This is a genomic window from Bradyrhizobium sp. U87765 SZCCT0048, assembly GCF_018131225.1.
Taxonomy (GTDB): Bacteria; Pseudomonadota; Alphaproteobacteria; order Rhizobiales; family Xanthobacteraceae; genus Bradyrhizobium_A.
The window spans coordinates 2254598-2279301 of the sequence record NZ_JAFCMM010000001.1 but is presented as its reverse complement, the minus strand read 5'-3'; the positions used below and the strand labels follow the sequence as shown (position 1 = coordinate 2279301).

19 protein-coding genes are annotated in these 24704 nt (G+C 66.3%); 6 read left to right on the top strand and 13 right to left on the bottom strand.

What is annotated here, in order from left to right; translation table 11 throughout:
- Positions 1-24: 24 nt before the first annotated feature.
- The gene (locus JQ639_RS10065; protein WP_211965970.1) at positions 25-1389 is read right to left on the bottom strand and encodes an alpha/beta hydrolase family protein; all 1365 of its coding nucleotides are present in this window, start codon (positions 1387-1389) and stop codon (positions 25-27) included.
- A 132-nt stretch (positions 1390-1521) separates the two neighbouring features.
- Here JQ639_RS10065 and JQ639_RS10060 point away from each other — a divergent pair, with 132 nt between their 5' ends.
- Positions 1522-2733, top strand: coding sequence for an ABC transporter substrate-binding protein (locus tag JQ639_RS10060; RefSeq protein ID WP_211965969.1), 1212 nt, complete (start codon positions 1522-1524; stop codon positions 2731-2733).
- Positions 2734-2889: 156 nt separating this feature from the next.
- Here the strand turns inward: JQ639_RS10060 and JQ639_RS10055 are convergent, their stop codons facing one another.
- From JQ639_RS10055 to JQ639_RS10025, 7 genes are all read right to left on the bottom strand, one after another.
- On the bottom strand, positions 2890-3891 hold the full coding sequence (locus JQ639_RS10055; protein ID WP_211966550.1) for a Bug family tripartite tricarboxylate transporter substrate binding protein: 1002 nt from the start codon (positions 3889-3891) through the stop codon (positions 2890-2892).
- 210 nt (positions 3892-4101) lie between these two features.
- The gene (locus tag JQ639_RS10050) at positions 4102-5580 is read right to left on the bottom strand and encodes an amino acid permease (protein WP_211965968.1); all 1479 of its coding nucleotides are present in this window, start codon (positions 5578-5580) and stop codon (positions 4102-4104) included.
- 157 nt (positions 5581-5737) lie between these two features.
- Complete coding sequence (locus tag JQ639_RS10045; protein WP_211965967.1) at positions 5738-6595, bottom strand: 3-hydroxybutyryl-CoA dehydrogenase; 858 nt, start codon at positions 6593-6595, stop codon at positions 5738-5740.
- 184 nt (positions 6596-6779) lie between these two features.
- On the bottom strand, positions 6780-10193 hold the full coding sequence (locus JQ639_RS10040) for an autotransporter domain-containing protein (protein ID WP_211965966.1): 3414 nt from the start codon (positions 10191-10193) through the stop codon (positions 6780-6782).
- A gap of 198 nt (positions 10194-10391) precedes the next feature.
- Positions 10392-11084, bottom strand: a complete 693-nt coding sequence (locus tag JQ639_RS10035; RefSeq protein ID WP_211965965.1) for a hypothetical protein — start codon at positions 11082-11084, stop codon at positions 10392-10394.
- Positions 11085-11263: 179 nt separating this feature from the next.
- Positions 11264-12154, bottom strand: a complete 891-nt coding sequence (locus tag JQ639_RS10030; RefSeq protein ID WP_211965964.1) for an ion channel — start codon at positions 12152-12154, stop codon at positions 11264-11266.
- A gap of 102 nt (positions 12155-12256) precedes the next feature.
- Positions 12257-13702: a helix-turn-helix domain-containing protein gene (locus JQ639_RS10025; RefSeq protein ID WP_211965963.1), complete on the bottom strand. Its 1446-nt coding sequence runs from the start codon at positions 13700-13702 to the stop codon at positions 12257-12259.
- Between the two features lie 193 nt (positions 13703-13895).
- Here JQ639_RS10025 and JQ639_RS10020 point away from each other — a divergent pair, with 193 nt between their 5' ends.
- Together JQ639_RS10020 and JQ639_RS10015 are read left to right on the top strand one after the other, a co-directional pair.
- Positions 13896-14102 (top strand): DUF4170 domain-containing protein, encoded by a 207-nt coding sequence (locus JQ639_RS10020; protein ID WP_211965962.1) that lies wholly within the window; start codon positions 13896-13898, stop codon positions 14100-14102.
- A 277-nt stretch (positions 14103-14379) separates the two neighbouring features.
- Positions 14380-14982 carry a hypothetical protein gene (locus tag JQ639_RS10015; RefSeq protein WP_211966549.1) on the top strand — a complete coding sequence of 201 codons (603 nt, stop codon included), beginning with the start codon at positions 14380-14382 and terminating at the stop codon, positions 14980-14982.
- Positions 14983-15071: 89 nt separating this feature from the next.
- Here the strand turns inward: JQ639_RS10015 and JQ639_RS10010 are convergent, their stop codons facing one another.
- Positions 15072-15959: a metallophosphoesterase family protein gene (locus tag JQ639_RS10010; RefSeq protein ID WP_211965961.1), complete on the bottom strand. Its 888-nt coding sequence runs from the start codon at positions 15957-15959 to the stop codon at positions 15072-15074.
- Positions 15960-16092: 133 nt separating this feature from the next.
- On the opposite strand from JQ639_RS10010, the gene JQ639_RS10005 reads away from it, so the two are divergent.
- Together JQ639_RS10005 and JQ639_RS10000 are read left to right on the top strand one after the other, a co-directional pair.
- Complete coding sequence (locus JQ639_RS10005) at positions 16093-16578, top strand: NUDIX domain-containing protein (RefSeq protein WP_211965960.1); 486 nt, start codon at positions 16093-16095, stop codon at positions 16576-16578.
- A 68-nt stretch (positions 16579-16646) separates the two neighbouring features.
- The gene (locus JQ639_RS10000) at positions 16647-17168 is read left to right on the top strand and encodes a GNAT family N-acetyltransferase (RefSeq protein WP_211965959.1); all 522 of its coding nucleotides are present in this window, start codon (positions 16647-16649) and stop codon (positions 17166-17168) included.
- A gap of 126 nt (positions 17169-17294) precedes the next feature.
- Here the strand turns inward: JQ639_RS10000 and JQ639_RS09995 are convergent, their stop codons facing one another.
- The 4 genes from JQ639_RS09995 to JQ639_RS09980 all read right to left on the bottom strand — a co-directional run bounded on the left by JQ639_RS09995 (position 17295) and on the right by JQ639_RS09980 (position 23193).
- Positions 17295-19688: a TonB-dependent receptor gene (locus tag JQ639_RS09995; protein WP_211965958.1), complete on the bottom strand. Its 2394-nt coding sequence runs from the start codon at positions 19686-19688 to the stop codon at positions 17295-17297.
- Positions 19689-19818: 130 nt separating this feature from the next.
- Positions 19819-20196 carry a DUF2946 family protein gene (locus JQ639_RS09990; protein WP_211974967.1) on the bottom strand — a complete coding sequence of 126 codons (378 nt, stop codon included), beginning with the start codon at positions 20194-20196 and terminating at the stop codon, positions 19819-19821.
- 160 nt (positions 20197-20356) lie between these two features.
- Positions 20357-22693, bottom strand: coding sequence for a TonB-dependent receptor (locus JQ639_RS09985; RefSeq protein WP_249123040.1), 2337 nt, complete (start codon positions 22691-22693; stop codon positions 20357-20359).
- 128 nt (positions 22694-22821) lie between these two features.
- A complete protein-coding gene (locus tag JQ639_RS09980; protein ID WP_211965956.1) occupies positions 22822-23193 on the bottom strand; it encodes a DUF2946 family protein in 372 nt (123 codons plus the stop codon).
- 311 nt (positions 23194-23504) lie between these two features.
- Between JQ639_RS09980 and JQ639_RS09975 the strand changes: the two genes are divergently transcribed.
- On the top strand, positions 23505-24599 hold the full coding sequence (locus JQ639_RS09975; RefSeq protein WP_211965955.1) for a branched-chain amino acid aminotransferase: 1095 nt from the start codon (positions 23505-23507) through the stop codon (positions 24597-24599).
- The last annotated feature ends 105 nt before the right edge of the window (positions 24600-24704 follow it).

Below are 24704 nucleotides of genomic sequence, written 5' to 3'. Positions count from 1 at the left end.
AATGGAGAATGTGCTCCCTGCGCGCTATTTTCCGGCACGATCGTTGACATTGACGACGGCGCAGTCGCTCGCGTTGGCGTTGCAGAATTCGAGTGCATCCTCGCGCGCCTGGTCCGGCGAGCGGCGGCCACTGGCCCAGCCGAAATGCGAACCGCTGACGGCGAAGGCCTTGTTGGGGCCGCTGTCGAGATAGGTGTTAAACGCGGCGCGGCCGCCGGCGCCGAGGCTTGCGGGCGGAGCGACATTCGGGCGGGTCACGGCAATCGGCGTGCTGCGCAGCTCGAGGCTGTTGGCGCGCAGGAAGGTCTCGACGATCGGTGTCCAGATCCTGGGTCCGTCGGCAGCGCCGAACAGCTCATGGCCGTCGGCGCCGATCGGCGGCGTGCGGACAAGGGTGGCATGGCCGCCGGCGCCGTTGAACGCCTCGGAGAGTTGTGTCGTCAGGCGCGGTCCGAAGAAGTGGTCGTTTTCGGCGGACACCCACAGCAGCGGCACGCGTGACGTCTTGCCGTACTGGGCGAACGCGGCGACCAGTTGCGGCTCGCCACACACGGCATCCGGGCCGGACGAGCCGCGGCCAGGCGCGAAGCTGATCGCGGCGACGAGGCCGGGCGGCTGCTGCGAGGTCAACGCCACGGTGGCAAAGCCGCCGGCGGATACGCCGACACTGATCCAGCGCCCCTTGCTGACGAAAGGCTGTGCTTCCAGGGCGCGGGCGACCGCGGCGATGTCGTTGGCGCCGGCGAGTCCGGCGGTCGCGTAGTCGGGGCGGGAGCACGGGCCATAGGTCTCGGCCCAGCCTCCTGGCGACTGGCCATAGCCCCGCCGCAGGAACGCGACCGCGGTCCAGCCTCGGCGCGCAAACCAGCTGGCCTGCGTCCACATCCGGAACGGCGACATGTTCGGCCGGTCGTTGCCGTCGCGCGGCGAGCCATGGTTGATGATCGCCAGCGGGTGGGGGGCGCCGTCGTCGGGGCGCACCACGATGCCCTCAAGCCGCACTGTGCCGCTGCCGGCCCCGGCGATCACCGCCGGAATGGTGAGCTGATCGGTGCGCACCCCTTCCGCGCGGGCTGGTGCTGCGACCGCCAGCGCGGCGGCGATCGTCCAGCCCAGCCCTGCAAAGCGGCGAAACGGCGAAAGCGATGGACGACCGCAAACGCGCAGCATGATGGCTTCCCCTCGGCGGTCGTCGTTGCGACGCCGCTTCCCTTCTTCGTCTCTATACCATTCCCGCCGGATTCGGCATGTCCGGATGTGTCCGGCGGGGCCGCGGATGGCAGGGCAGCGCTCGGTGGCCTTCATGCGACATCTCCGTTCGCTCGCCGGCTGTCGGCCGGTGCGACGCGTTGGCTCGCCATGCACGTCGCCGTCGCTGAATTCCACCATGCAAAATTCGTTCGGCACACCCAGGCATGCGGCGACATGAACCGCATCGGCTCCCTTGCATGGCTGCGGGAGGCCCGCCATGCTGCACGCAGATCGGCGGAACAGCCGACTCGAAAATCGCAGGGAGGCTTCATGAGGATGGTGGGTCGCGCCGCGTCGCTGGCGCTCGTCACGTCGCTTGCGCTTGGCTGTGCCGCGCAGGCGCAGCAGTCGGCGGCGCCGGTCAAGATCGGCGTGCTGACGGATTTCAATTCGGTCTATTCCGATATCGGCGGCGCCGGCAATGTCGAAGGCGCCCGGATGGCGATCGAGGATTTCAACGGCAAGGTGCTGGGCCGGCCGATCGAGATGATCAGCGCGGATGCCCAGAACAAGGCCGATGTCGCCGCGGCGATCACCCGCAAGTGGTACGAGAGCGAAGGCGTCGACATGATCATCGACATGCCCACCTCGGCGACCGCGCTCGCCGGCATGGAGATGTCCAGGCAGTTTCAGAAGATCATGATCGTCACCGATGCCGCGAGCTCGGACATCACCGGCAAGTCGTGCTCGCCCTATACCGCGCACTGGACCTACGATACCTATTCCAACGCGCATACCGTCGGCAGCGCCATCGTCAAGCAGGGCGGCGACAGCTGGTTCTTCGTCACCGCTGATTATCTGTTCGGTCATTCGATCGAGCGCGACGTCAGCGAGGTCGTCAAGGCGGCCGGCGGCAAGGTGCTCGGCAGCGCCCGTGCGCCGCTCAACACGCCGGACTTCTCCTCGTTCCTGCTGCAGGCGCAGGCGTCCAAGGCCAAGATCATCGGCCTTGCCAACGCCGGCGGCGACACGATCAACACCATCAAGCAAGCCTCCGAGTTCGGCATCGTCGCCGGCGGCCAGAACCTCGCCGGCATCGTGATGTTCATCTCCGACATCCACAGCCTCGGGCTCAAGCTCGCCCAGGGACTGATCGTCACCGAGGCATATTACTGGGACCAGAACGAACGCACCCGCGCTTTCGGCAAGCGCTTTTTCGAGCGCATGAAGCGGATGCCGACCATGAACCAGGCGGCGACCTACAGCGGCACGCTGCACTATCTCAAGGCCGTGCAGGCCGCCGGCACCACGGAGACCAGGGCGGTGCTCGCCAAGATGCGCGAGATGCCGGTGCGCGACGCCTTCACCGACAATGGCTACCTGCGCGAGGACGGGCGCATGGTGCACAGCATGCTGCTGCTGCAGGTCAAGAAGCCGGAGGAGTCGAAGGGACCGTGGGACTATTACAAGATCCTCGCCGAGGTGCCCGGTGATCAGGCGTTCCGGCCGCTCAAGGACGGCGGCTGCCCGCTGGTGAAGTGAGGCGAAGGAAGCGGCAAGCGCTTCCGCGTATACCGCGTCATCACCGGGCTTGACCCGGTGATCCAGCTTCAAGCGAACTTGGCACTGCAACCAAGCCGGATTGCCGGATAAGTCCGGCAATGACGCTGTGGATCTGGTGAGCGCCAGCCCTCGGCCCTAATCCACCCGCGCGCCGGCGAACTTGACGACCTCTGCCCACTTCTCGGTCTCGGCGGCGATGATGGCGTCGAAGTCCGCGGGCGTTCCGATCAGTGGCTCGCCGCCGAGTTCGGTGATGCGCGTCTTCATGCCAGGCTCGGCGAGGATGGTGTTGACCTCCCTGTTGAGCCGCTCCACCACGGCTTTCGGCGTCTTGCGGGGCATGCCGATGCCGAACCACGCGCTGGCCTCATAGCCGGGCACGGTTTCGGCAACGGTCGGCACGTCGGGCAGCTCCGGCGTTCGGGCCGCGCTGGTGACCGCGAGCGCGCGCAGGCTGCCGGCGCGCACATGGGAGATCGCCGAAGGCATGTTGTCGAACATCACGTGGACGCGGCCGCCGAGCATGTCGGTGATCGCCGGCGCGGAGCCGCGATAGGGCACATGCTGCATCTCGGCGCCGGCCATTGCCTTGAACAGTTCGCCGGAGAGATGGACCGAGGTGCCATTGCCGGATGAGGCCATGTTGATCTTGCCGGGATTCGCCTTGGCATAGGCGATGAAGTCGCTGACTGTTTTGGCGGGAAAATCGTTCGGCACGATCATCACGTTCGGCACGCGGGCGATTCCGGCGACGCCGGCGATGTCGCGAACGAAGTTGAAGTTCAGCTTCGGGTAGAGCGAAGTGTTGATGGCATTGGCGGGGTTGATCAGCAGCAGCGTGTAGCCGTCGGGCTCGGCGTTCACCACCGCCTCGGTGCCGATGTTATTGCCGCCTCCGGGTTTGTTCTCGATCACGAACTGCTGGCTCAGCCGCTCCGACAGCCGCTGACCGACAAGGCGGGCGAGAATGTCGGTGGAGCCACCGGCCGGATAGCTGACGATCCAGCGAACCGGCCGCGATGGATAGTCCTGCGCGGCAGCCGGTCTCGCCACCACGCCGACAGCGATCAGGCCTAGCGCCATGCGGCGCGTGATGACGGACGATGACAGGGTGAGGGCAGCTGTGCGGCGCGGCATGGCGCCGGTCGAATCCATGTCTTGACGCGAAGCCATCGTTCCTCCCCGCTGCCGCGACTTGTCGCGCGGTCAGCATCTGCAACGTGACACCGGGAGATTTTGTAGCAAGCAAACCGCACGCCGACCAGCGCGACCCTGACAGCGCCGGGTGCGGCGCGGCCGCGCAGCCGCGCAGCCGCAGTGCGCTGCAATGCGGCGTCGGCTCTGAACCTATGACTGTTGCCGCAGCCTGCTGTGCCGGCGGCCGTAGGCGGCGTAGATGAACAGGCCGAGAGCGAGCCATACGCCGAGCCGGACCCAGGTGTCGAGCGGCAGGCCGATCATCAGGAACAGCGATGTCAGCGCGCCTGCGGGTGCAACCAGCCAGATCGCAGCCGCACGGAACGGGCGCGGCAGCTCCGGCTCGGTCAGCCGCAGCACGAGAACGCCGATCGAGACGACCACGAAGGCGAACAGTGTGCCGATGCTGACGAGCTCGCCGACAAGGCCGATCGGCAGCACGCCGGCGAGGAGCGCAGAGACGGCGCCGGTCACGATGGTCGCGATGTAGGGTGTGTGCAGGGTCGGGTGAACTTTCGCCGCCGCCTTGGGCAGCAGGCCGTCATGGGCCATGGCGCGGAAGATGCGCGGCTGCGCCAGCAGCATCAGCAGGATCACCGAGGTCAAGCCGAAGATGATGCCGAGCTTGATGAACGGTGCGAGCCACCCGATACCGGCGGCGTCGATGCCGACCGCGATCGGGTCGGGTACATTGAGGCGGTCGAATGGCACGATGCCGGTCAGCACATAGCCGACCGCCATGTAGAGCGCGGTGCAGACGACGAGCGAGCCGAGAATGCCGATCGGCACGTCTCGCGTCGGCGTCTTCGCCTCCTGTGCGGCGGTCGAGAGCGCGTCGAAGCCGATATAGGCGAAGAACACCACGGCGGCGCCGCGCACCACGCCCGACCAGCCGAATACGCCAAAACCCTGTGCAGGAGGAATATAGGCGCCGGCCGGATTGCTCGCCGTCACCCAGTTGGCGGTGCTGACCGCTGGCGCGGCGCAGGCGAGGAACAGCGCGATCACCGCGAGCTTCAGCACCACCATCACGCCGCCGAACTGCGCCGACTGCCGGATGCCGGCGACCAGCAGCGCGCTGATGCCGGCGATGACGATCATCGCCGGGATGTTGGCGATGGCGCCGGTCGCTGACCAGGTGTGGGTCGCGGCGTCATAGGCGAACGGCGCCGAGGCGAAACGGTCGGGGATGGCGATGCCGAGATCGCGGGCGAAGCTGACGACATAACCGGACCAGCCGATCGCGACCGCGATCGCTCCCACGGCATATTCGAGAATGAGGTCCCAGCCGATGATCCAGGCGACGAGTTCGCCGAGCGTGGCGTAGGCATAGGTGTAGGCGCTGCCGCTCACCGGCACCGCTGCGGCCATCTCGGCGTAACAAAGTCCGGCGAAGGCGCAGGCCACCGCGCCGCACAGGAATGACAGCGTCACCGCCGGTCCGGCGTTGGTGGCTGCGGCGTGCCCGGTCAGCACGAAGATGCCGGCGCCGATGATGCCGCCGACGCCGAGGGCGATGAGGTTCGTCGCGGTGAGCGTGCGGCGCAGCGGCCGTGCCGAGGCTTCCGTGCCGCCTTGCGCTTCGCGGCGCAGATCGGCAGTGGATTTGCAGGTCCAGATCGTGGTCATGGCGCAACCGCGTGATCCCCGATGCGAGGATAACGCGGTCGCGCGGTTTTGGTTGACGCAATTTTGGCGCTGCGCTGCCGTATCGGCAGGCGCCGTTGCCGGTGCGGGATGCGCCGGGTTCGGCCCAGGCCTTGTCGTGATCAGGTCTTGGCGGCGCTCAGGCCTTGGCGGTGTAGTCGTAAAAGCCCTTGCCGGTCTTGCGGCCGAGATGGCCGGCGTCGACCATTTCCTTCAGCAGCGGGGCGGGGCGGTACTTCGGATCGTTGAAGCCCTTGTAGAACACGTCCATCACCGACAGCATGGTGTCGAGGCCGATCATGTCGGCGAGCGCCAGCGGGCCGATCGGGTGGTTGCAGCCGAGCTTCATGCCCTCGTCGATATCGGCGGCGGTCGCAAGGCCCTCCTGCAGGGCGAAGATCGCCTCGTTGATCATCGGGCAGAGGATGCGGTTGACGGCGAAGCCGGGGCTGTTCTTGGCGGTGATCGAGACCTTGCCGATGCGCTTGGCGAACGCCTCGGCCTTCGCATGGGTGGCGTCGGAGGTCTGCAGGCCGCGGATCAGCTCGAGCAGCGCCATCATCGGCACCGGATTGAAGAAGTGCAGGCCGATGAAGCGGTCGGGACGGTCGGTCGCCGCAGCGAGCTTGGTGATCGAGATCGACGAGGTGTTGGTGGCGATCAGCGCGTCGGGCTTCAGCGTCGCGCAGACGTCCTTGAGGATCTTGACCTTGAGCTCCTCGTTCTCGGTCGCGGCCTCGATGACGAGGTCGCAGTTCGCGAGCTTGCCGCGGTCGGTGGTGCCGGTGATGCGCGCCAGCGCGGCCTCGCGGTCGGCGACGGTCAGCTTGTCCTTCTTGATCAGGCGCACGAGGCTGGCGTCCACGGTGGACAGGCCGCGCTGCACGGCGGCGTCGGAGATGTCGACCATCACCACGTTCAGGCCGGCCACCGCGCACACCTGGGCGATGCCGTTGCCCATGGTGCCGGCGCCGATGATGCCGATGGTGTCTGTCATGGTGATCTCCTTCTGGTCGTGTCCGATAGGGATGGCCGGCAGGTCGGGCCTGACCCTGCATCGCCGGATGCCGCACGTTTTGCAAGCCCCCGCCTGCGGCGGGGCGCGCAGCGGCGCGGGCGGAACCGGGCGGCGGTGCGGGCCGGAACCGAGGGGGCGCCGGGCGCGATGGCCGGCCCGCCACTCACCACTGGTAGCGCAGCGTGCCCCTGCCGCCATAGGAGCGGCTGACGTCGGAAAACTCGCCCTCGAACGTGGCGGTCGCCGACAGGCCATTGGCCCAGGAGACTTCGGCGCCGGCGCTGGTGAGCGCCGCATTTTGCGCCTGCGTCGCGCCGCCGACCACGAACGAGGCGCCCGGGAGGGCCTGGAAGGTCGCGGCGATCGTCCGGTCGGGGTTGAAGTCGTGGACCCAGGCGGCGCGGCCGCGCAGGGTCAGCAGGGCACTGGAAAGGGCGAACGAGCGGTCGAGGCGGATGCCGAGCTCGGTGCGGGTGTCGGTCACGCTCCTGGCGCCATACGCGATGGCAAAGGCGTTGCTGCCGACCAAGGCCCGTTCGGCATAGGCCGGCAGGTCGTAGGCGGTGGCCTGGATGGCGGCGTAGGGCGTCAGGCCGAACCACGGCGTCGTGATGCGGCGGCCGCCTTCGATGCGGCCGGAGAACGCACTGGCGTTGAACCGCGCCTGCAACTGATCGACCCCGGCGAGGGTTACCCTGCGGTTGGTGGTGACGTCCTGCCAGCCATAGGCGAGGGCAGCCGAGAGATAGCTTGTCCCGATGGACTGGCGGACGAACGCACCCGCCTGGAACAGATCCGAACGGCCGCTGCCGCTGCCGGCGACATCGAAGGTCGTGCCGCCACCGGCCAGCGCGAAGCCGGCCACGGTGGTCGGTGACAGCCGGACGTCGGCGCCGACCATGCCGCCGGCGATTCGGCTGGTGGTCGCGCCACTGCCGAGCGCGGCATTGCCGTCGGTGCTCTGGCTGCCGCCGAAGCCGCCCGCCCACACACTCCAGCGCGCGGCGAAAGGATCGGCCGCCTGACCTGCCTTGGTGACCATGGCGTAGGCGTCGCGCGGGGCGCGCGCGACAGTGCTGTCATCGGCGAAGGCCGTGGGAGCCGCCGGCGATCCGTCGAGACTGGCGCCGCCGTGGTCGAGCAGGCTGCCGAGGAACGCATTCATCGCCGTGAAGGTCGTTTGCTGCGAGCCGGTCGCGGCCTCGCCGGTGACCTGTGAGAAGGAGGCGGCCGGGGCGCCAAACAGGCTGCCGAAGCCGCCGCTTGCGCCTCCGGCGTTGAGGGCGGCGTCGATCGCGCCGGCCACCGCCTGCTGATTGCGGTTGAGGCCCGGCGTCGTGGCGAGGTGCGAGGTCAGCGTCAGCAGCACGTCGGTATCGGTATAGCTCAGCCGGCCGCTCATGCCGGAAAACGGCAGAACGAGCGATGCGAACGTGGTGTCGTTGAGCCCACCCGGCGCGGTCAGGATGGTGTAGGGCGTCCCGAAGCGGTAGCTCGCGGTCGGCGAAGTCACCTTCACCGTGCCGTCGAGGAAGGCATCGCCGTTGCCGATGTTGCCCGGCGTCAGGCGGATGAGGTCGCCGCCGGTCGCGGACACCTTCACCGCGTAGGTGCTGCAGCTGCAGAAGACGACACGGTCGGTGATGGTCAGCGTGCCGGTCGTGGTGCCGACGCCGGGCGCCAGCGTGCCGGCTTCGACGAGGGTGATCGGCAGGACGCCGGTGCCGCCGAGGAGACCGCTGTTCACCAGCACGATGCCGGACGACGAGATGTCACCGGTGACGATCAGCCGGCCGCCGTTGACCTCGGTGACGCCGGTGTAGCCCTGCGTGGTCGAGAACACCGTGGTGCCGGCCTCGACGTCGACATTGCCGCTGCCGCTCAGCGGCGTCGCGAAGACGTAGTTCGAAGCAGTGTGGTTGAAGACGATGGTGCCGTTGCCAAAGCCGAAGTCGATGCCGGGCGCCGCGATGGTGCCGGCGCCGGTCGGCGCTGCGCCAACAGCCGCACCGATGTTGATGGTGCTGGCCGAGCCGACGGAGATGGCGTTGGTGGTGGTGACATTGCCGCCGTTCGATACGGTCAGCGTCGCCGCGCCGCTGCCGCCCAGGATCAGGGTATCGGCCTTGAACTGCGATCCCGCGCCATCGACCGTGACCGCGCTGTTGTTGCCGCCGCCGGCAATGGTCGCCGTGCCGACGGTTGCTGTGCCGCCGGCGGTGATGGAAAGGGCCCCGGAGCCGCCGTTGCGTCCGAGCTGCAATTCCGAGCCAGCGGCATTGAGCGCGGAGCCGACGCCGTCGATCGCGAGCGTGCCCTGGCCGTTGACGCCGACGTCCAGAATGGTTGCCGTCGACAGCGCCCTGACCTCGCCGCCATGGCTGATGGAGATGGTGCCTGAGCCCAGGTACCCCGCCGCCAGGCTGTTGCCGACCGCCACGATCGATCCGGCGCCGTCGATGCTCAGCGTGCCGGTCGACCCGGGGAACGCGCCGACATACAGGCTGCCGATCGCGGCCCGGCCGCCACTCGCGACGCTCATCGTGCCGGAGGAGTTCATGCCGACATAGACCACGCCGGCGCTGATCTGGCCGCCGCTGCGGATGTTCACGGTGCCGCCGGAGCCTGCGCTGGCGCCGATATACATGGCGCTGGCCGTGGCCTGGCCGCCGTTGCTGACGTTGAGCGTGCCGGTGCCGGCATTGCCGATGGTGAGCGTTGAGGAGGTTGCGAAGGTCGATCCCGCGCCGCTGACATTGACCGTGCCGACGCCGCCGCTCTGGTCGCCGATCGAGACGCCGTAGATGTTGCCGCCGGACACGCTGCCGCCGCCGGTGATGTTCAGCGTTCCGGTGCCGCTGGCCCCGACGATGATGTAGGCCACGGGGTTGATCGCGGAGCCTGCGCCGTCGACCGTCACCGTGCCGCTCGCGCCCGTGTTGGTGCCGATGGTGAGCTGCGAGGAATTGATCGTGCCGCCGTTGGTGACGGCCAGCGTGCCGGTGCCGGACACACCGACGTGAAGATCGTTGTTCAAGGCGATGGACGAATTGGTCCCACTCACGGTCAACATGCCTGTCGACCCGGTATTGAAGCCGACGAACATGTAATAGCCCGACAGGCTGGCGCCATTGCTGAAGTCCAGCGTGCCGTTGCCGTCATATCCGACATAGACGTTGTTGGTGATGTCGAGGCCGGATCCTGCGCCGCTGAACGTCAGAGTGCCGGTCGATCCGGCGCCACGGCCGATATACGTGAAGCCGCCGAGGTACAGCCCCGATCCGTTGGTCAGCGAGAGGCTGCCGGTGGCGTTGTTGCCGACCGTGATATCCTGTGCGTACCCTGTCGTGCCCGAGTTGATCGTCGCTGCGTTCGGCGTCGTGGTGTCGATGATGACGTTATCACTGCCGGTCGGCGCGGCGTTGCCGCTCCAGTTGGAGCCAGTGAACCAGTCGCCGGAGGTGGTGCCGACCCAGCTCTGGTCGGCGGTGGCCGGCGAGGCGAAAGCGAAGCCCATCAGGGCGGTGCCGCCGAGCAGCAGGGGCTGCCAGCGGCGGCGCCCTGATTTCGGCTTCACTCTTTGTCCGCCCCCAATGCCCATCGTACCCCCGCGCAAACCGACGCATGTCCTTGAGCGCGTTCTGCAAAATTCCGATGCGGCTGTCGTCTCATCCAGCGCAAAGCGGAAAGTTTTCCCGGCGGAGTCGCCTGAAAGCCACGATAGTCGGGCGTGTCGGTGGGCAGTGAAAATTGTGTGCGTCGGCTGTGTATGCGATCAGGCAGCGCCAAAACGTTCGTCCGCTATGTCGTTAACGCTCGCTATCCATCTATGATTTTTGAATTTTGGCTGATTTGGATATCCTCGGGGATCGCAGATAATTGCCCATGCAGTGGCAAGAGGATCGTGCGGTGATAGGCTATCGAGATAGCGGGGGTCGACTTTTCCGACCAGCTTAAGCTCTAACAGGCGAAGTTCGCTATATCCGGAGAATACCTTCGTTGGGGAGGCTGGGATGTCATTGAGCAAAAGCAGATCACGAGCGCCTTCCAATGCATCGCATAGAACGTGCAATGAGAAGTTCGAGACAAGACGTCTCCTATAACTGTGCTTCATTGCGCGGAGATGCCGCAGGGCTGCTAGTCTTGTTGGCGTTGTGCTATTTTCCCTTTCAAGGTGCTCTATTAAATCAAGGTAGCCAAATATGAATGTACCTTGTTCGGCAAGGCGACAGATTCCGATATTGCGAATTGCGGTGTAGGCTATGTCCGCTGAACATAGCATCGGCCAATAATCTAGACGTTCTCGGGAGAGGCTAAGCAGCAGCCGTAGGCTGTCAGACAGTTCTTGCTGGTAGTTTCTTTTGGGCCGGTATTGGGCCAACAGAGAGGAAAAGAAGCTGCTGTCGTCTCGAATAATAATCGCTTCCTGCTTTAGATGTTGCAGAAATAGCGAGCCGCGATCTGCCATTCCCGAAATTTGTTCATGCGTGAAGGTTGAGACAGACCAGCCATTGGTGGACCAAGCGCGCGATGCATCGGTTAGTTCTTGTTTTGACGTTCCTATTACTAGGAAATCTCGGTCACTATAAGCGTCAAGACAATTCCGCGCGGTCGAGCCAAAAATGCACTTAGATAGCATTTTTCCCCCTAAGGCAAAATCTTTCGGTAGATCATTGATGCAAGGGTTGCGAAGAGGACAAATCCAATAATTCCCTCTCCGGCGACAAGAACTCGTCCAAGGGGGCTTGTTGGCGTGATATCTCCGTATCCAATTGTCGTTAGAGTAATGATCGTAAAGTAAAAGGCATCAATCGGTGACGAGAGGGGTTCTCCATTGATTTTTAGGCCGAGTTGCGCCGAGAAATAATGATTGAAGATCGTGAGTGCTGAAGCAGCCGCCGTTGCTGTGAGGATATAGTTTCTCAAGCGAACTCCGAAGCCGATAAATTTCTGAAATGCCCAGCTTGTTGCTATCCTGAGAGCGAGTTTGACTTGCGTGCGGCTTATTCTCATTTGTTTATGATTTTTTCGGAATTGATAGCACTGCTCAAGTCGTAACCATCGGCGAAACTCGAACAGGGCATAATGTGCGAAATCTGGCTGTGATTGTCTTCGACTGTTGTTTAGAAGCTCTTGGTACAGGTGCACCCCTATATTCTGGTGTCGCTCTTCATCTAGGCATTTAGAAAACGATCTTGGGTCCAAGTATACGTCAGCAAACTCGACGCGGTAAGTATTGCAGCTAATAAATGTGCATTCAGAGAAGCGGCAGTTTTTGAATACGCTGCCGATGAATAAGCAATCGATAAATGTGCATTTATTAAATTCAATTTCTTCAATCAAGGTTTTGGAGAAGCTGAACTCAATAAATTGGCGGTCCCGAACGATCCACCGTTGCGGAGTTTGGGGGCTTTTAAGGTGCGAGGGGCGATATAACTTACTTTGAATTCGCTTCTCTTCTCCAGCTAGTTTGAAGAAGGCGTCCTGGTCTCCAATTTCTGTTGGTATGCCTGGTAACTGAAAAAAATTGCTGAGCATAACAAGCCACTTTCGAAAGCTTCGCTGCGACAACCTTTGTTGTTTAACGGGTCTGATTGTTGTCCTTACTTTCTGCAGTGTGCAAGGTTTTGTGAAGGGACGTCACAACTCCCGCGCATTGCTGAACGCAAAGCTCGACATCCGTCGTGTGCTCTCGTCGAGAATGAGCGTGCGGGTTAGCGGCGGTTCGGCGCGCTGGGCGCAGTTCTCGCGTTCGCACAGGCGGCAGTTGACACCGATGGGCGTGCCCTCCGCTTTCTCGAGGTCCATGCCGACCGCATAGACCAGCTTTGAGGCTGATCGGATGTCGCAGCCGAGGCCGATGGCGAAGCGCGGTTGCAGGTGAGGGTGAGGCGCGACGGGGCGGCGCAGCGTCTGGGCGATCGAGAAGTAGCGGCTGCCGTCGGGCATCTCGACGATCTGGCGCAGCAGGCGGTCGGGCGTGTCGAAGGTCGAGTGCACATTCCATAGCGGACATGTCCCGCCGAACTTCGAGAACGGGAAGGTGCCCGACGAGAAGCGCTTGGAGACATTGCCGGCATTGTCGACGCGCAGCAGGAAGAACGGCACGCCGCGCGCGTTCGGCCGCTGCAGCGTGGTCAGGCGGTGGCACACCTGCTCGAAGCTCGCGCCGAAACGCTGGGCGATGACATGGACGTCGTAGCCGAGCGTCTCGGCGGCGCTGTGGATGTCCTGATAGGGCATCATCGTTGCGGCGGCGAAGTAGTTGGCGAGCGTGATGCGGTAGAGCCGCCGCGCGGTGTCGTGGAGCGGACCGGCGCGGTTGACGATGGCCTCGACGACCGGGCCGAATTCCGACAGCGCGGTCTGGAAGGCGAGGTGGAATGAGCGGCTCGGCAGGTCGACCAGTTCGGACAGCAGCAGTTGCCGGCGATGGCGGTCGAAGCGGCGCAGCGTTTCGCGCATCACGTCCACCGGCATGATGCGCACGGTGATCGAGTGCTTCTCGCGTAGCCGCGTGCCGATGGCGGCGAACAGGTCCTGCGCCGTGGCGCCGAGCGTGTCGCGCAGGCCCTCGGCAGCCTGCTCGAGTTCGGGGAAGTAATTGCGGTTGGCCTCGATCAGGTCGCGCACCCGCTCGATCGGATTGGCCTCGAAGCGCGCGCCCTCGTCGCGGTCGGCGACCTGCGCCGCTGCCAGGGTCTCGCCGCGGCGGGCCTCCGTGTAGGCTGCATAGAGGCGCTGCAGCGCGTGGGTGACGCCGGGGCAGAGCTCGGCGAGGTCGCGCAGCTCCTGCTTGGGCAGATCGATCTGGCGGAACAGCGGGTCGGAGAAGATCTCGTTGAGCTCGGCGAAGAAGCGGTCCTCGTCGGCGGCGGCGAGGTCGCGCAGGTCGAGGTCATAGGTCTCGGCGAGGCGCAGCAGGATCTGCGCCGTCACCGGCCGCTGGTTGCGCTCGATCAGGTTGACGTAGCTCGGGGAGATGCCGAGCCCTTCGGCGATCTGGGTCTGCGACAGGTTCAACTGCTGGCGGATCCGCCGGAAGCGGGGGCCGACGAACAGCTTCTTTCCGGATTCCGCCGCCATGTCGTCTCCTGGCCTTTGTCAAAGGCTGTAAAATTTACAATTTTTACAAAGTGACATTTATTACAAGTGTGGATGTTACATCGCATCACTGTTCGATATCAAGCCATCTGGCGCTTCTCGCGGATTCGGCGTTATCTCCACACCAGATGTCGCGACGCACTTGTCACGAATGTCGCAAACAGGAGTGAGGACCATGCACGGTACGCATTTTTGGGTGGTGGGCGGTGAGTTCCGGTCGCTGAACTTCCATACGCTGGTCCACGGCACCTCCCAGGTCGAGGGTCCGTTCCCGTCGCGCCGTGAGGCCGAGGACGCCTGGCGCACCCTGTCGGAGAAGAACCGGCATCGCTGCAACGTTCGCTTCTCGATCGTGGAAGAGCCGCGCCGCGCGATGGCCTGATCGGATTTTGCCGCTGCGCCGGCGCGTCCGGCGGGCGGCCGCCTTCCAAGAAACGACCAAGGAGGCACGGCCTCGCCCCGTCCCGGGCGGGGCCGTTGTCGTTTGCGACCGGCCGTCGATGACAGCGCTGTAGGCACTGTCATCTCATTTTAGGACAGGGATTTCAGGCGATTGGCAGGTTCCGGGCCCTTTGCCCGGCCGATGGTTACTGGTAGGTTAAGCACGCAGGGCGAATGCAACTCAAAGGATCGCGGGCGTGCCAAACCTCGAAACCGACATGACCGGCGACGCACGGCCGACGCGGCTGCGCGATGCGCTGCGCAAGGCCCGGATCGAAGCCGCCGACCGCACCGCGGTGGTGGTCGACCTGCGCGACGCCGAGGTTGCCCGCCTGGAGATCCTCAACGAGGCGCTGGATCCGCTGTTTTCCGAGATTCCCGACACGGTCGATCTGTTCGACCGTGGCATCAGCCGGGGCGACACCCCGCGGCTGTGGATCGATGTCGTCGCCCATGTCGTGATGGGGCGCGACAAGCGCATCTACCGTTTCGTCCAGGACACCCGCTTCGGCCGCATCGTGCTGGCCGAATCGCATGAGGTGAAGGCGATCGTCGATGCCGTCACCGACTATGTCGCCCGCCGCATGATCGAGCGCGAGCATGCTCTCGTCACCATGCCGCTGCCCGCCGAGGGCGCGGCTGCTGCCGCGGTTGCCGCGCCGGTGGTGTCCACTGCCGCCGCGACGTCTGCGCCGGTGGCTGCCGCCACCGCCGTGACCGCGCCGAACCGCAAGGCCTGGTGGGTGTTCGCCGGCGGTTTCGTTGCCGGCATGGCGGTGCTGTTCGGCATCGCGCTGATCGCCGCGCTGCGCAGCATGTAACGGCGTCCGTCCGGACGCCATCCTTCATTCGCCTCCGGATCATCCTTGCGGGACAGTCGGGAGCTGGCGCGCCAGCGAGCGCGTCGCGCCTACAGCAGCATGTCCTTGCGCAACTCGGCCACGGCGCCGTGCCGCAAGCCGCGCGTCGTCATCTCCACGTGCCAGCCGTTGTCGCCGCGCTGGATCGCCAGCAGGTTGTAGGCCGCCGGCTCGCGGTGGCCGCCGCCGGCGACGGACGCCGACGGCACGCCGATCACCGGAATGCGCGTCGCCGGGCCGTCGACATAGGCCACGGCGTGGCGGTGGTCGTGGCCGTGCAACACGAGGTCGACACCATGGCGCTGCAGCAGCGCGCGCAGCGCCGCCGAATCGGTCAATCGCGCGTGGTGGCGATGCGGCGCCGATTGCAGCGGATGATGCAGCAGCAGCACGCGGAAGCTGTTGTCGTCGCGCAGGCTGGCGAGCAGCGTGTCGAGAGCTGCGACCTGCGCCGGGCCGAGTTCGCCGGTGGCGCGGAATGGCGGTGTCGGCACCGCGGTGGTCACGCCGATCAGCGTCAGCGGTCCGCGCCGCCGCATGAACGGAAACCGCGCCGCATCGGCGTCGTCGCCGCGCATGTAGTCGCCCCACGCCCGCGCCACATGGACGGCCGCGCCGGCGACATAGGCATCATGATTGCCCGGCACCAGCGTGACGTCGGCAGCCGGGCCGACGCCGTGCAGCCAGTCGGCCGCATGGCTGATTTCGGCGGGCAGCGCGATGTTGACGAGGTCGCCGGTGACGGCGATGTGGTCGGGGCGGTGCGCCTTGAGGTCGGCGACGAGCGTGTCGATCACCTCGCGGCGGTGAACCTTGTGGCGGTTGCGCGTCCAGTTGACGTAGCCGATCATCCGCTTGCCTGCGAGCTCCCGCAGCCGTGGCCGCGGCATCGGCGCCAGATGCGGGTCGGAAAGATGGGCGAGGGTAAAACTGGTCATCGGCGCGCGATCCCTTGCCGGCGTGTCGGCGGCGGTGACACGCGAGCAGGGTTTTGACAACGCGGGCCGGACGATGCAAGCCCTGTGGTGCGTCCTGCGACCAGCGGGCGCGGAGGGCTGGGATCGCGACGCCATGAACCTGCAACCGCTGCGCACCGCGCTCGAACCCGCGCTTCGCCGGGTGTTCCACCTCTACTGGCGGTTCGCGCGCGGCATGACGCTCGGCGTGCGTGGCCTCGTGGTCGACGCCGAGGGGCGCGTGTTCCTGGTGAAGCACTCCTATGTTTCCGGCTGGCACCTGCCCGGCGGTGGCGTCGAGGTCGGCGAGACCTGCCATGAGGCCTTGACGCGCGAGCTGTGGGAGGAAGGCCAGATCGAGCTTGCTGCGCCGGCGGTGCTGCACGGCATGTTCTTCAACCGTCGGGTGTCGCGCCGCGACCATGTCGCCGTCTATGTTGTGCGCACGTTCCGCCAGGCCGGCGTGCCGGCGCCGAACCGCGAGATCATCGCCACCGGCTTCTATGCCCTCGACGCGCTGCCCGAGGACACCACGCGGGGCACCCGGCGGCGCATCGCCGAGGTGCTGCAGGGAGCGCCGCTGTCGCCGGACTGGAGCTGACCGCGTTCCCGCGCGCCGGGCATCTCCGCCATGGACCGCCCCGGCGCCAGATGCTATGCGGCGCAGCCATGAGCGACCTGTCCCTGACCATCCTGCCGGAAACCGCCAACGATGCCCAGGCGATCGAGCGGCTGCTCGAGCGCACGTTCGGTCCCGGCCGGTTCGTGCTCAGCGCCTATCGGCTGCGTGAGCATGTCGGCCACCGCCTCAGCCTGTCCTTTACTGCCCATATCGGCACGCTGCTGGTCGGTTCGGTGCGCCAGCTGCCGGTATGCATCGGCGACACCCCGGCGCTGCTGCTGGGGCCGCTGACCGTCGAGCCGCCGTTCCGTGATCGCGGTGTCGGCAAAGCCTTGCTGGCGCGCGCGCTGCAGGACGCCAGGGCTGCCGGCCATCGCCTTGTCGTGCTGGTCGGGGATGCCGCGTATTACACCAAGGCTGGCTTCAAGCCGATCCCGAAGGGACGGGCCACCATGCCGGGCCCGGTCGACACCCGCCGTCTGCTGGTCGCGGAGCTGGTCGAGGGCGCCTTCGAAGGCGTCAGCGGCGCGATCCGCCCCGACTGGAGCGCGCCCGAAGCGGTGCGCTGATGGCTGTCTCTACTTCAAACTCCAGGTTCTAAGTTCTATCGTGGCCGGGCCTGTCCCGGCCACCTCGCTTTGAAGGATGCAGAGCATGCCGCGCTCCTCATCATGAGGAGCGCGGACCTGACCGCGTCACCACTTCGTGCTGGCGAACAGCCGCACGTTCAGGCCGGGCAGCAGCACCTCGTCCTTGGTGTAGGACACGCTGTCGCGGATCGCGGCGTTGAGCAGGTTGTCGCCGACGATGCCGACAGCCACCTCCGAGATGCCGTAGCCAGGATGCGGGATCCTGGTGCGGTAGCTCAGCTCGGCGCGCAGGCGGTTGTAGCCGGGCGTCGAGGTCTCGCTGTCGCTGACGTCGTTCTGGGCGAAGGCGTGCAGCAGGTTGACCTTGGCGAGCCAGTTGGCGTCGCGCCAGTAGGCGCCGCCGCCGAGCCGCTGCGGCGGAATGCGCGGCACGTTGCTGCCATCGGTGAAGGTCGCACGCACGATGTCGTACTGGCCCTCGACGCCGAACAGGCCGCCGGCGATCGGCAGCACGTCGTACTGCACCTGGATCTCGCCGCCGCGGAAGGTGGCGTCACGCTGCGCGTACACCGCGAGACGGCCCTCGTTGTTCGGATTGCCGTCGCCGCAGGAGTTGAAGTCCTCGCCGCATAAGGCGCCGGTCAGGTTGCGGTAGATGAAGCCGCTGTAGCGCGTGTAGTACGCGGTCGCCTCGAAGCGCAGCGGGCCGGTGGCGCGCCGCAGCCCGACCTCGATCGACTTCGCCGCCTCGATCGTCAGGTTGGGGTTGCCGATGTCGAATGTCGCGGTGGCGTCGTGCGCGCCGCGCGAGAATAGCTCAGCCGCCTTCGGCGCGCGCTCGGTGTACTGCGCGGTGACGCTGGCGACGAGATCCCACGGCAGGTTCTGGATCAGGCCGACGCTGACGCTCTTCGGCGTGAAGTGCGGGCTGCGCTGCACGTTCGGGCGGTCGAGGCCGTCCGGCATATAATCCGCCGGGAAGTCCGGCGTGGTGCCGTTGAAGCTGACATGCTCGATCCGGCCGGCTACCTGCGCCCTCGTCGTCTCGCTGAACCTGAACTCGTTGAACAGGTAGCCGGCGACGCGGGTGTTGCGGTTGGGGTCCCACAGGCCGTTGAACTGGGCCGTCGGATCGTCGGGGCTGCCGGCCGTCAGTTCCTGGTGCGACGCCTGGACGCCGATGGCAGTGGTGAGGCTGGCGAAGCGCAGGTTGAAGGGCGCGAGCTGCACCTCGACGCGGCCTTCCTGCTCCTTGTTGGTGAAGGTCTGGCGCACGCCGTCCGAGCCGAGGTTGTTGGGATCGGCGAGGCCAAGCTCGTTGTGGCGATAGTCGGTGGCGCCGACCCAGAAGCGGATGGCGTCGACGAACGGCGTGTCCGGCCGGTACTCGCCCTTCGACATGATCTTGGTCTGGTGGGCGTCGATGCGCGTGCGGTGCTGCTCGCCGTCGATGCCAGGAATGCCATAGAGGCTGTTGTTCTGCACCACCGCGAGGCCGAGGAAGCCGCCGTCGAAGATGTAGGAACCACCGACCGAGCCGCCTTCCGAACGCGTCGCCGAGTTCGCCTGCCGTCCGTTCCAGGGACGGTCGGGATCGAAGCGGTAGGGGCTGGTCGGCACGCGGTAGTCGCCGGTGGTGCGCAGGTAGCCGTCGGCATGGATGGCAACGTTGTTGCCGGCGGCGTCGAGCAGCACCGCGCCGTCACGGCCGTCGTCGACGCTGGACAGGCCACCACGCGTTTCCATGCTGACGCACGGACCGCTCGAGGCTGATAACGGCGTCTTCACCGGCATCAGGCCGTAGCCCTGGAACGGCTGCGCGCAGGGCAGAGTCTCGGGAATGCGGTTGTTGCTGGCGCTGACCACGCCGCCGATCGACTGCGAGCCGTAGCGCAGCGTTGCCGGGCCGCGGATGACCTCGACCTGGTTGGTGGTGAGCGGGTCGATCGGTACGAAATGATCCTCGCCGAGATCGGACACGCCGCCGCCGCCGATGCCGTTCTCGACAATGCCGACACGGTTGACGTCGAGACCTCTGATGATCGGGCGGCTCGAGCCGCCCGGCGCGAATGACGATCCGGTGATGCCCGGCTTGTTGAGCAGGAGATCGCCGAGCGTTGCGGCGCCGCTGGCGCGGATCTCTTCGTTCGGCACCACGGTGACCGTTGCGAACTGGTCGGTGACGATCGGCAGCGTGCCGCGTGGCGGCTCCTGCTGCGGTGGCGGGACTGCCGGCGTCGCCGCCTGTCGCGCGGCGGGCGCGGCTTGCGCTCGGCGGACGCCGCTGCCGGCTGCCGTGGCGGTGCGGGCCGGCGCGCGGCGCACGATCGGCGAGGGAGCACTGACGACGATACCGGGCAGCGGGGTCGCGCTGGTCGGCGTGGCCGTCGACGCGGCGGCGGTGCCTGCCTCCTGGGCCGTGGCGCCGGCGCCGACGGCGAGCCAGGCGGCGAGGGCGGTGCTGCCGAGAAGAATGTGACGGGGACGAAGACGGGACATGGACAAAAATCCTGATCGGAGACGGCTGCGCGGCGGCGCGCAGGGACGAGCCTTCCGCTCGCGGGGGCGCAGCGATGGCGTGAGGACGCGGTGCGCGGACAGGCGTCCGGCCGCGGCGACGTCGTCGGGATCAGGCGTGAGGCGGTGCGCGGGGCTGGAAAGCGATGCGGCCGGCATCGAGGTCGGCCTGCGCGACGGCGACCGTTTGGCTGCGCAATGTGAAAACGGCCGGCAGCGGCAGCGCCGGTGGGATTGCGGCAAGCCACAGCCCTGCGAACGCGAGGCCACTGCACGCCGTGCAGTGGCCGCCGTTCGTCTGATGGTCATGATGCTGCAGCGGACCGTGCCGCGCGCCATGGCTGTTGCCGGTGACGTGCGCGGTGATCAGTGGCGCGGTGTGGGCGACGCCCTCGATGTGGACATGCCCCAACGACAGCACGAGCTGCATCGCCAGCGCCATCAGCGCCAGCCACGCTCCGTGCCTGCCTCGTGATCTCAGCCAGTCCATTGCCGCCCCGCATCGACGCGGCGGTCGGTCAATGGCCGATCGGGCGTGATGTTATAATATAACATCACAGATGGAGCCGGGGCTGTCAACCGACGCAGGTGTCGCAATCCCCTGCCGGGCAGGCGCGTCTCCGGCGCAGGCGGCCGGAAACGCATCCGGCCTAGAGTTTCTGCGACAGGCCGACAAAGAAGCCGCGGCGCGGCCCGTACTGCGGCGCGAACACGCCGATGCCTGAGCCGTTGCGGATCTCGTAGACGCTGTCGAACAGGTTGACGACGTCGAAGCGCACGGTCATCGGCTTGGGGAAGGCCGGCGTCATGAACTCCCGCGACACGCCGAGATTGACCTGCGAGTAGAAAGGCAGCGAGCCTGTGTTGGCGAAGCCGCTGCGCAGGCCGCTGCCGTAGATCAGGTCGGCACTAAAGCGCGTGCCGTTCCACAGGTAGGACGCTCCCGCCGAACCGGAAATGATCTGGCTGTGGTCGGTGTAGACGTAGTGCCCGGCGATGTAGGCGAGTTCCTCCGGGTCGAACAGGTACTGGTTCGATACGACGTTGGTCGCCATCTGCCGCGCCGCTGCGAAGTTGGCGTAGGCGGTGAAATTGCCGTCGGTATACCTCGCCTTGAGCTCGACGCCGATGTTGTTGCCCTTGGCGTAGTTGAATGCCGTCAGCACGTAGGCGGCGCCGAACTGGCCGTCGTCCAGCAGGTCGGTGGCGATCTTGTAATAGGCGTCGATGCCAACCTCGAGATGCTTGCCGAACTGCTGGGTGACGCCGACGTCGAAGACGTGCGAGCGCTCCGGCAGTACGGGATCATTTTGGCCAACTCCGGGCTGTTGCGTCGTGCCGTTGACCAGCGCGAGGTTGGTCGGCGCCGCCAGCACCTGCGACGGTGGCGTGAAGTTGCGGGCGTAGCCGGCGTGGAAGGTGGTGCCGTCGAAGGGCTTGTAGGTCAGGCTGATGCGCGGGCTAAGCTGGTTGGCGTCGGTGTAGGAGTACATCTGGTCGAAGCGCAGGCCGGCATTGAGCGTCAGCTGGTTGGTGATCTTCCACTCGTCCTGCAGATAGGTGCTCACCAGCCAGCCAAGCTTGGCGCTGGCATCGTTGATGGTGAAGGGATTGTCGGTGGTGGTGTTGCCGTCGGCGTCGACCGGCAGCACCGCCGAGGTGTTGCTGACCAGCGTCTTCTCGCCGCTGACCTGGGCGCCGAAGCGCAGGGTGTGGCTGTCGGTGAGCTTGTAGGAGGCATCGGCCTGCAGGCCGTTGACATAGCTGCGGCGGTAGACGTCGGAGGCGACGCCGTTGAAGGCGAGATCGCCGGCGACATCCGGCATGAAGTGCACGGTGCTGTAGCGCGTGAAGTAGGCGAGCTGCAGGTCGAGGCCGTTGATCGACTTCTGGTAGGCGAGCACGCCGAACTGGTTGTTCTCGAACTGCCGCTCGTTGAGCTGGGCGGAATTGAAGGGATAGGTGACGAACGGGTTGCCGCCGCTGGAGGTGCCGACTGGCTGTCCCGGATTGTTCGGAATCTGGTAGCTCGACGTCGAGGTGCCGCCGATGAACACCAGTCGCGACGTATCGTCGATCAGCGTCGACAGGTAGACGAAGCCCTTGCCCTGATCGGTGTGGTCGTGGATGGCGCTGCGGTTCGGCGTCGGGTTTTCGAGGCCGAGGTCGCTGCCGAAATAGCGCCCGGACACGAAGTACTGCGTGTTGCCGGCCGTGCCGCCGTATTCGAAGCTCGGCGTGATCGTGCCGTGGCTGCCGCCGTAGATGCTGGCGACGCCGGAATTGTTGAACGCGTCGGTCTTGGTCTGGATGTCGACGACGCCGGCCGTGCGCAGGCCGTACTGTGCCGGCAGCGCGCCGGTGATCAGCGCGAGACTGCCGACGATGCCGGTGTCGATGATCTGGCCGAACGCGCCGACGCCGTCGGGCAGCATGATGCCATTGATGCGGTACTGCACGTTGGCGTGCTCGTTGCGGATGTGGAGCGAGCCGCTGGCGGCGGAGTCCTGTGTCACGCCGGGGGTCTGCAACAGCACCTTGTCGAGCGGCGCGTTGCTGGCCTGCGGCATCGCCTGAATCGCGGCCTGATCGAGCACCGTCGGCGCGGTGCCGATCGGCGTCAGTATCTGTGTTCGCGCACCGTCCAGCGTCGTGATCTGGCGGCCGACGATCTCCGCTTCGGTCGGCGGCTTGCCGACGGTGGTGGCCGCGGCGCGGATATGCGGCCGGCGCGGCTGGAGCGGGCGGCGTGGCGCGTTCACCTGCACCGCCGGCAACTGGGTGCTGCCGGGCACGGCGGCGATTGTCGGCACGCGCGGCGCGGGTGCGGCCGGTGCGGTCACAGCTGGCGGCGTGGCTGGCGCTGCCGGGGCGGCTGGAGCCGGTGTCGCGTCGGGAGCGGGGGCCTGCGCGCGGGCGGCGCCCGCGAACACCAGCATTGCCGTGGTGCCGAGCAGAATCGAACGAATGGATACGGGAGAGAACATGCCTGAAAATCCTGATGGAGATCGCGCCGCGCCTCACGGATGAGGCTTGCGGTTACGGCGGAACGCTCCGCATGCGGAGCGGGGCCGTCAGGGCTGCAGCCGGATGGTCGCGGCTTGGGCCGGGACGGTCAGACGATCGCGGTCACGACAGGAGGGGCGCGGGAGCGGAAGGCCGTGCGTGTCGGCTGGACGACGACGGCATGGGAGGTGATGCGCGTCCGCGTCACCACGAAGGCGAGCGGCGGCGACAACGTCGGCGGCGCCGACAGCAGCAGTGTGTCGGCGAGCGCGATGGTGGCGCAGATGGCGCAGGCATCGGCGCTGCCGCCATCCGGATCCTGATCAGGCGTCGTCGGCGCCGAGGCGGTGGTCTGGCCGGGGTTGGTGAGCTGGCCGAAGCTGCCGGCATGGACATGGCCGAATGACAGCACGAGCTGCAGCGCCAGCGCGACCAGCGCCAGCACCGCCCCCCGCCTGATCCTCGGCCTCAGCCAGCCCATCCCCTGCGCCTTGCGAATGTTACAATGTAACATCGCTCGGGGTGCGGCAGACTGTCAACGTCGGACCGCCTGGCCGCGGCGATGCAGTGGCAGGCGGCGTGCGAGTGATGGATTTGGGCAACACCGGCGGGGCCGCCTCGTGCGGGCGGTGCCATCCGGTCCGGTGGGCCGCCATGAAGTTGTCCCCGCCCCGATCGATGTCCTGCGGGGGTCAACGGGCGGCTATTCCGGGTGCGCGCTTGACTTGGTCAACACAGGGCTTATCGAAACAAACCCAAGCGAAGACATGCGCTTTACAGGGATTCTTTCCGATGAACGACCTTTCGAAAACGACCTTCACGCGCCACCCCACTGACCGGCCGGTGCCGGCGGATGTCCGGGCGGGCCTGCTGAAGGACCCGGGTTTCGGCAAGGTGTTCTCCGATCACATGGTCACGATCCGCTGGACCAAGGACGGCGGCTGGCATGACGCCCAGGTGCGGGCGCGTGCGCCGATCTCGCTCGATCCGGCGGCCGCGGTGCTGCATTACGGCCAGGAGATCTTCGAAGGTCTCAAGGCCTACAACCTCGGCGACGGCTCCATCGCCCTGTTCCGCCCCGACCAGAACGCCCGCCGCTTCCAGTCGTCGGCCGCGCGCATGGCCATGCCGGAGCTGCCGGAAGCAATGTTCCTGCAGGCGGTCGACGAACTCGTGAAGATCGATTCCGCCTGGATCCCGAAGGGCGACGGCAGTCTCTATCTGCGCCCCTTCATGTTTGCCACCGAGGCCTTCCTCGGCGTGCGCCCGTCCTACGAATATCTCTTCATCCTGATCGCCAGCTCCGTCGGCTCCTACTTCAAGGGTGGCGAGAAGCCGGTGACCGTGTGGCTGACCGATCGCTACACCCGCGCCGCCGAGGGCGGCACCGGCGCTGCCAAGTGCGGCGGCAACTATGCCTCGAGCCTGCTCGCCCAGGCCGAAGCGATGGAAAATGGCTGCGACCAGGTCGTGTTCCTCGATGCGGCCGAGCACCGCTGGGTCGAGGAGCTCGGCGGCATGAACGTCTTCCTGGTGATGGACGACGGCTCGCTGGTGACGCCGCCGCTCTCCGGCACCATCCTGCCGGGCATCACCCGCGATGCCATCATCACCCTGGCGCGCAAGGAAGGCCGCACCGTTCGCGAGGAGCGTTACTCCATCGACCAGTGGCGCGCCGACGCCGCCAGCGGCAAGCTCAAGGAAGCCTTTGCCTGCGGCACCGCCGCGGTCGTCGCCTCGATCGGCAAGATCAAGAGCAGCAAGGGCGACATCGTGGTCGCCGACGGCACCACCGGGCCCGTCACCGCTGCCATCAAGGCGAAGCTGGTCGGCATCCAGCGCGGCGACGTCGCTGACGAGTTCGGCTGGGTGCACCGCATCCGCTGATTGGTTTCCCGATCCCGATCGGGACGCCATCCCGACCGATGACGAAAGAGCCCGCGGCGATGACGCCGCGGGCTCTTTCGTTTGAAAGGGCTGCGCCGGGCGTCC

Excerpts from the sequence above, each read along its gene's own strand:
- JQ639_RS10065 (WP_211965970.1), bottom strand. The coding sequence starts at position 1,389 with ATGGTGGAATTCAGCGACGGCGACGTGCATGGCGAGCCAACGCGTCGC.
- JQ639_RS10060 (WP_211965969.1), top strand. The coding sequence starts at position 1,522 with ATGAGGATGGTGGGTCGCGCCGCGTCGCTGGCGCTCGTCACGTCGCTT.
- JQ639_RS10055 (WP_211966550.1), bottom strand. The coding sequence starts at position 3,891 with ATGCCGCGCCGCACAGCTGCCCTCACCCTGTCATCGTCCGTCATCACG.
- JQ639_RS10050 (WP_211965968.1), bottom strand. The coding sequence starts at position 5,580 with ATGACCACGATCTGGACCTGCAAATCCACTGCCGATCTGCGCCGCGAA.
- JQ639_RS10045 (WP_211965967.1), bottom strand. The coding sequence starts at position 6,595 with ATGACAGACACCATCGGCATCATCGGCGCCGGCACCATGGGCAACGGC.
- JQ639_RS10035 (WP_211965965.1), bottom strand. The coding sequence starts at position 11,084 with ATGGCAGATCGCGGCTCGCTATTTCTGCAACATCTAAAGCAGGAAGCG.
- JQ639_RS10030 (WP_211965964.1), bottom strand. The coding sequence starts at position 12,154 with ATGCTCAGCAATTTTTTTCAGTTACCAGGCATACCAACAGAAATTGGA.
- JQ639_RS10025 (WP_211965963.1), bottom strand. The coding sequence starts at position 13,702 with ATGGCGGCGGAATCCGGAAAGAAGCTGTTCGTCGGCCCCCGCTTCCGG.
- JQ639_RS10020 (WP_211965962.1), top strand. The coding sequence starts at position 13,896 with ATGCACGGTACGCATTTTTGGGTGGTGGGCGGTGAGTTCCGGTCGCTG.
- JQ639_RS10015 (WP_211966549.1), top strand. The coding sequence starts at position 14,380 with ATGACCGGCGACGCACGGCCGACGCGGCTGCGCGATGCGCTGCGCAAG.
- JQ639_RS10010 (WP_211965961.1), bottom strand. The coding sequence starts at position 15,959 with ATGACCAGTTTTACCCTCGCCCATCTTTCCGACCCGCATCTGGCGCCG.
- JQ639_RS10005 (WP_211965960.1), top strand. The coding sequence starts at position 16,093 with ATGAACCTGCAACCGCTGCGCACCGCGCTCGAACCCGCGCTTCGCCGG.
- JQ639_RS10000 (WP_211965959.1), top strand. The coding sequence starts at position 16,647 with ATGAGCGACCTGTCCCTGACCATCCTGCCGGAAACCGCCAACGATGCC.
- JQ639_RS09995 (WP_211965958.1), bottom strand. The coding sequence starts at position 19,688 with ATGTCCCGTCTTCGTCCCCGTCACATTCTTCTCGGCAGCACCGCCCTC.
- JQ639_RS09990 (WP_211974967.1), bottom strand. The coding sequence starts at position 20,196 with ATGGACTGGCTGAGATCACGAGGCAGGCACGGAGCGTGGCTGGCGCTG.
- JQ639_RS09985 (WP_249123040.1), bottom strand. The coding sequence starts at position 22,693 with ATGTTCTCTCCCGTATCCATTCGTTCGATTCTGCTCGGCACCACGGCA.
- JQ639_RS09980 (WP_211965956.1), bottom strand. The coding sequence starts at position 23,193 with ATGGGCTGGCTGAGGCCGAGGATCAGGCGGGGGGCGGTGCTGGCGCTG.
- JQ639_RS09975 (WP_211965955.1), top strand. The coding sequence starts at position 23,505 with ATGAACGACCTTTCGAAAACGACCTTCACGCGCCACCCCACTGACCGG.